The following is a 6,068-nucleotide window of genomic DNA, read 5'->3' as shown; positions in this document are numbered from 1 at the left end:
GACTTTGAAAATTACGATAAAGCTAAAAAGTATGTGCTTGCGATAATATTTCTACGAAGCACGTTTCAAAACAGTTCGCACGCTATAACGTTGCGATAACCGGTGGGTTTTAAGTAGCACTTTTGCCGTAAAATGTAGCGAAGCGGAATGGCAAAAATGCTACTTAAAAACCATCCGGTTCATTGCCTTGTTATGCATTAGTTTTCTACTGCAAAAAATTTCCCCGCTTCATTCCTTTCATATGCACTGCTGTAAGGTGCTTCCAGAAAAGGAACAATGTCGGGAGAGTAGTTAGCAATAGTATTTAGGTCATATATTGCCATATTATCTGGATTGTCCAGATATTCCTGAGATTCGTAGCCAGACATAAAACACCAGCCACTGTCAGAGGGATCATTTGGCTCTTCGCGATACATATAATTTATAGGTTTACCTTCAACCATAATCATATCGGTGGCTATACCCCCACCATGGCCATAGACAAGTGGTTTAATATTTTCAGTCTTCAGGAAATATTTTTTATTCATTCTTTGGCTCTTTGAGGGTTTGGTGAGTTCAGATTAACGCAAGGCTTCTCGATTTAGTTTTGCATAACGTTAAGTTCAGCCGCAGTCTGTAAGCGGCGCATTTACGAAAAACTTCGCGCAGCGATTCGCTAAATGCGCTGCTTACAGACTGTCGAGTGCGCGAAGCGCACGGTGCTGCAACGATTTTTTAGAAGATACACTCCTTGCGATAAAGCTTGCCTGACTTTTTCCTGCAAATTTTAACATTTTATGTTTTGCGTGGAAGCTTTTCCCGAAGCACGAATATACCGCTTTTAATAACTAAATTTTTCCCATTTTCTTGCTTTATGGTCAGCGATTCGCCCTTTGCTAAGACAATAATACTGTTGTTATATAATTCCTTACCAACCTCAATAGGGAGGTAGTCTTTGCCATCTTGATTCAATTTTGGCGACCCAATCACCTCGACGGCAAAAGCTGGAAAATTAGTATATTGAACTTCTTGCATAAATACGGGAGCGGCTCCACTTTCACCAGACTGATTTTCTTGCGAGAAAATATTGGTACATGCAGATATACCGGATACAGCTAACAACAAAGCAAGACTCATATATTTTTTCACTCTTAGGTCGCTCCTTTGCTCTTTTCTTCTAACGTTGAGCGCAGGGGCGCATTGTAAGTTGCGCATGTGCGAAAAACTTCGCGCAGCGATTCGCTAAATGCGCGACTTACAATGCGTCCAGCAAACGAAGTTTGCGAGCCTGGCGCGATTTGTTAGAGATTTTTAATTTTATTTAGTTGCCCTATGATTTCTCTGGCTTCTTTAAAGCCTTCTAAAGCATCACTTCTAATTCCACAATGAAGCCAAATTTTTTCACTGTGCTCCCAGCAATAGAGTTGGGAATAAACAATATACTCTTCGGCCTGCTCTTCTAAAAGTAATGACTGTATTTCAACGCCAGTAATAGATTGTGTTCTAAATTCTCTTTTTAAATCAGTTTCAAACTTGGCTCTATATTCCAATAGTGAAAACCCATTTGGACGATACAGCGAAACTACGCATAGCATTGTGCCCGACAGCGAACTTCTGCGGATGCTGGAACGAGCAGATAATAGTTCTTTTTCACTACTTAATTCTGAGGGTAGATCGTCAAATGCAGTTTGATGCCGCTCAGGATGACTCAATACATTTTTTCTATTGCCCCAATAACGAAAACTCCATGAATCAGGGAAGTCGAGTTTTATATTGAAATGTGGGTTGAGGTATTGGCTCATGGATTCTCTAACGCTAAGTTCAGCCGCAGTTTGTAAGGCGTGATTTTGTGGGATACTTTTGCGCAGCAAAACCACAAAAGCGCGCCTTACAAACTGTCGAGCGTAGGCGCGAAGCGCCGAAGCGGTGCTGCAACGCCTTGTTGAATTTTGCTTTCAAATTGCACTATTTGATGTAACGACACCACCAAATGCTTTTATTAATTCAGCAGTTGCGTCAAGCCCTCCGCTTGGCCAAGCCAACTGCTCGAATTCCAATTTTCCTGCACCGTTCTCATTAACTATTAAGTTGATGTATGCAATTTCAGCTGAGACCAAAGCGTCAAACCAAGAACCAAAGTCCCAGCGCAATTCAATATTTGGATTTTCTTTCCACTTTTGTAGAAGCTCTAATGATTCTTTTTTTGTTGGATTTATAAAATATGTAGCAGTAAGGCTGCCCATGAGTGCAGCCAATTTTTCTTCTTCAAGATTATCTCTAGCCTTAGCCTCTGCAAGGTAAATGAAAACCTCTTTCAGCTTTTTTGAATTCTTTACGTCTTCGAAGAGAATTGCTTCCATTTACTCACCAATTTAACGTTTAGCACAACGGCAGTTCGTAAGTTGGTGTTTTGTGGAAAACTTTTGCGAAGCAAAACCACAAAACGGCGACTTACGAACTGTCCAGCACACGAAGTGTGCGAGTTGATGCGCCTTGTTATACCAACCAATTTTTTAGCTTGGTTTTCCACAACAAGAATCAATTTTTAGCAGCTCGGAATAGGGGCTGCGATTCTCTTAAAAAGCTACAGCGTGAAAACTTGCTGAGCGAAGACGAAACGATAAGCCAGCTTCTTTCGTATTCTTGCCGAGCAGGATAATGTAAATATGCTTGGCGGAAAAGCTCATTGGAAAAACGTTTTCACTGTGTATTTTTTACTGCCGCTAACCAAGTACGAAATTGAATTGGCACGATGTTCGGTTCTTTCTAAAACTACGTATAACGTTTAATTCACCAGCGGATTGTAAGTAGCGCGTTGCGATAAACTTAGCGCAGCGATATTGCATAAGCGCTACTTACAATTCGTCTGGTGGAATGCCTTGTTATAGGTGCGATGGTATGGGCTAGAAATAGGCGGGTTTTTGAAGGCCGCCGACCATGGCGCCGATTAAAAATTCAGCTGCCGATAATGGCAATAAACTTGCTTATTGGCAAGCCAAAATGCGAAGTAAATTGTACACAAACTAACTAGTAGCACCGGAACGACACTGCACAATTTGAATTACGGTAAAACGCTAAAAAGTAGTGGTGTAGCACACGCTTTCTACGAGGTAAGTTTTGAGAAAGCTCGCACTCTATAACGCTAAGTTCAGCCGCAGTTTGTAAGTAGCGAATTTGCGAAAAACTTCGCGTAGCGATTCGCTAAATGCGCTACTTACAAACTGTCGAGTGGAGGCGAAGCCGTAACGGTGCTGCAACGCCTTGTTAAATTTTTACTTTCCCGCTACTTTTCTAAAGTTAATTATTTTTACCAGAATGTAGACAAAAGCAAATATTGCAAAAATATTTATACCAATATAATTCGGCTCCGGTGAATTAAGAGCGGCATTTAAACTAGTGCCAAATCGAGTTGAAATAGTGGCACCAAAGGCGTTTATAACTAATGCCAGCTTAAATAGAGTATGAAATGTATAGCTGGCGCCGGCATATGCAAATGAAAGTATTTGCATAGCAAATAGGATTGCTCCCCATTTTAATGACTCCGGCTTTCCTTGCCAGATTTTTAATCCTTGATATATTGCAAAAAAAGCAACTCCCCCGAAAATGAATATAGATTGGAAAGCACTCAATACGCTTTTATTCAGTATGAAGGCGGCACCAAAGATGGATAAAGCTACTCCTATAGCTCCGCCAGCAATAAGAAAGAATGAAATTACTTTCAAGCCCACGCCGGAAATTTTATGTTGTGTCATGAAGTTCCTATAATTTAACGCTAAGGTAAACGGCAGAATTTAAGTAGCTTTTTTGTGGAAATATTTTACGAAGTAAAACCACAAAAAAGCTACTTAAATTCTGTCCAGTGGAGCGAAGCGGAACGATGTTTGACCGCCTTGTTAGTGATTTTTTGATAACCTGCTAGGTGCGTATTTTTTGCTCTTTGGCTGGCGGTTCATGCTTGAACCTTTCAATAAGCGACTCTTTGTCTAAGCCATAATATGTGAGCACTATTAGTGCAATAGTAGTTAATATGACCCCTATTGCTTTATAGCTTTTAGCAAAAACGAAAGTTTTAATTCTATTAAAAGGTTTTTCACTATCTTGAATTGATTCAAGACGTTCAATTTCAGCAGAACCTTTAAGTGTTAAGGTTATGTCAACAAAGACATGACCAGAATGGGGTTTGTGAAGGACGCAAGTAACAAACTTATTTTGTTCTAAGTGGCGAGTTAGTTCAAAACCATTCTCGAAGCGATCCGATTTTGTCTTTGGATTTGTTTTTATAAACAATAGCGCTGTCAGTATGGATTTTTCAGTGTTATTCATTTACGCCTCACTAACGTTAAGTTCAGCGGCAGTTTGTAAGTTGTGCGTTATGGGAAATTTTGCGCAGCAAACCCATAAAAGCGCAACTTACAAACTGTCCAGCCACGAAGTGGCGGGCTGCAACGCCTTGTTACGTGATATTGCTTTTTGTGATGAGCTTGCCGAAGCGGAAAGGGAGCTTTTGCTGTTGCCTTCCAATGCAAACCAACACGCCTAAAATATGGTTAAACTTTACCCAAAATTGGGAAATAACGAAAGCTGAAGTTAACAAAAGTAGAACTAGAATTTCAGCTTTTAAAGCAAAGCCTGCAAAAACACAAACCAGACAAAACCTTTGCATTCTTCAAACCGCTACAGCGCAAAAACTTGCCGAAGCGTAAAACCCAAAAACTTTCACTCTTAAAAATTAAGCGGTTTTGCCTTTGCGAACTTTCAGGATTGCACAAACCAAAATGCTTTGACCACGTAACGCCGAGTTCAGCGGCAGTTTTTAAGTTGTGGTTTTATGGAACACTTTTGCGCAGCAAAACCATAAAACCGCGACTTAAAAACTGTCCAGTGCAGCGAAGCGGAACGGTGCTGCAACGACTTGTTATGCTAAACTTTTCATTTCAGTGGGAAATGAAGACCGCTTTTCAAGATTTTTTAAATACTCCAATACCGATTCTGGCAACATTAAACCATGCGATTGCGCCCAAGTAAAAACATGATACGCATAAATATCAGCGATAGTAAAACATGAGCATATATACCCAGAGCTAGAGAGTTGCGAATACAAAGGCTTTATATTGTTAGTTACGCGCAGAATTGATTCAGCATAAGTGCCTTCGGGCCAAGTATAAAAAGCCTTTAAAGAAGATGCTTGCTGAGCAACCCAAAGATATGACTCAACTTCTGAAAGTAAGTAGTAGATAAAATTACGAAACTCATAGATTTCCTTTCCATCAAAAGGAATAAGATCAGCTCTTGAAGTAAGAGAAACAAGGTACTCCATGATTGCTAGTGATTCTGTGTAGAGCACACCGTTGTGTTCAATAGCAGGAACTTTTCCCAATGGATTAAACTTTTTTATTTCCCTTGGTGTAGTACGAATAACTTGGTGCTCTAAACCAAGTTCATTCAAAAGCCAAAGAATGCGCTCCGCTCTTGATCGAAATGTATAAGCATATAAAGTTAACAATTAAATCTGCTCTCTATTCGTGGTAAGCATAACGCCGCGATAAACGGTGGTTTTTAAGTTGCACTTTTGCCATAAAATGAAGCGAAGCGGAATGGCAAAAATGCAACTTAAAAACCATCCGTTTGATTGCTTTGTTAGCTTCTTACACTCTACGCAGCCTCAATGATTAATGAAATTGGGCCACTATACCAATGCCTATGAGAGGTTTCTTTAAGAGAAAACGTAGCACAAAAAGCCTGAAGGTCTGCTTTAGATATCTCAAGTTCAAGATAGCGATCTGAACCAAAATACAACGTATGGTCAGTTTCGGATTTCCGTATTCTAATACCTGGAAGTAGTTCAGCATATGGTTCCGGCGAACCATTAGTTTCCGCTTTAATAGTTAGTTCATTCTCAGGCGACTCTGAGAATTCAAGAATTCTATTACCTATTTTTTCCAAGCTCTTGCGAGTGGACAAAAGCATAGGGTCACTATTTTCTGAGAAATATATTTTCATGTCTATTAATAGCTAACGTTTAGCACAACGGCAGTTTGTAAGTTGCGTGTTGTGGAATACTTTTGCGAAGCAAAACCACAAAAGCGCGA

Annotated in this window: 10 protein-coding genes; 2 read left to right on the top strand and 8 right to left on the bottom strand. The window is 40.0% G+C overall.

Translation table 11 applies throughout. The features are described 5' to 3' along the window. Positions 1-197 precede the first annotated feature (197 nt). The 6 genes from AWU77_RS02525 to AWU77_RS02500 all read right to left on the bottom strand — a co-directional run bounded on the left by AWU77_RS02525 (position 198) and on the right by AWU77_RS02500 (position 4,302). Positions 198-527, bottom strand: a complete 330-nt coding sequence (locus AWU77_RS02525) for a DUF2185 domain-containing protein (RefSeq protein WP_062058789.1) — start codon at positions 525-527, stop codon at positions 198-200. Between the two features lie 247 nt (positions 528-774). After that, positions 775-1,128 (bottom strand): hypothetical protein, encoded by a 354-nt coding sequence (locus AWU77_RS02520; RefSeq protein ID WP_062058786.1) that lies wholly within the window; start codon positions 1,126-1,128, stop codon positions 775-777. 152 nt (positions 1,129-1,280) lie between these two features. Continuing rightward, the gene (locus AWU77_RS02515) at positions 1,281-1,856 is read right to left on the bottom strand and encodes a hypothetical protein (protein ID WP_062058783.1); all 576 of its coding nucleotides are present in this window, start codon (positions 1,854-1,856) and stop codon (positions 1,281-1,283) included. Positions 1,857-1,934: 78 nt separating this feature from the next. Continuing rightward, on the bottom strand, positions 1,935-2,339 hold the full coding sequence (locus AWU77_RS02510; protein WP_062058780.1) for a hypothetical protein: 405 nt from the start codon (positions 2,337-2,339) through the stop codon (positions 1,935-1,937). A 912-nt stretch (positions 2,340-3,251) separates the two neighbouring features. Further along, positions 3,252-3,731 carry a hypothetical protein gene (locus AWU77_RS02505; RefSeq protein WP_062058776.1) on the bottom strand — a complete coding sequence of 160 codons (480 nt, stop codon included), beginning with the start codon at positions 3,729-3,731 and terminating at the stop codon, positions 3,252-3,254. Between the two features lie 163 nt (positions 3,732-3,894). Further along, the gene (locus AWU77_RS02500) at positions 3,895-4,302 is read right to left on the bottom strand and encodes a hypothetical protein (RefSeq protein WP_062058773.1); all 408 of its coding nucleotides are present in this window, start codon (positions 4,300-4,302) and stop codon (positions 3,895-3,897) included. A gap of 49 nt (positions 4,303-4,351) precedes the next feature. Between AWU77_RS02500 and AWU77_RS20440 the strand changes: the two genes are divergently transcribed. Continuing rightward, entirely contained in the window at positions 4,352-4,519 is a 168-nt protein-coding gene (locus AWU77_RS20440) for a hypothetical protein (protein ID WP_193747482.1), read from the top strand. Further along, complete coding sequence (locus tag AWU77_RS20285; RefSeq protein ID WP_152625240.1) at positions 4,500-4,682, top strand: hypothetical protein; 183 nt, start codon at positions 4,500-4,502, stop codon at positions 4,680-4,682. The genes AWU77_RS20440 and AWU77_RS20285 overlap by 20 nt, the downstream gene beginning before the upstream one ends. Positions 4,683-4,894: 212 nt before the next feature. Here the strand turns inward: AWU77_RS20285 and AWU77_RS02495 are convergent, their stop codons facing one another. Next, a complete protein-coding gene (locus tag AWU77_RS02495) occupies positions 4,895-5,482 on the bottom strand; it encodes a glutathione S-transferase family protein (protein ID WP_062058760.1) in 588 nt (195 codons plus the stop codon). A gap of 149 nt (positions 5,483-5,631) precedes the next feature. Continuing rightward, positions 5,632-5,979: a hypothetical protein gene (locus tag AWU77_RS20280; protein ID WP_193747481.1), complete on the bottom strand. Its 348-nt coding sequence runs from the start codon at positions 5,977-5,979 to the stop codon at positions 5,632-5,634. Positions 5,980-6,068 lie beyond the last annotated feature (89 nt).

The organism is Cellvibrio sp. OA-2007, assembly GCF_000953825.1.
GTDB lineage: Bacteria > Pseudomonadota > Gammaproteobacteria > Pseudomonadales > Cellvibrionaceae > Cellvibrio.
This window is presented reverse-complemented; position numbering and strand designations above follow the sequence as displayed.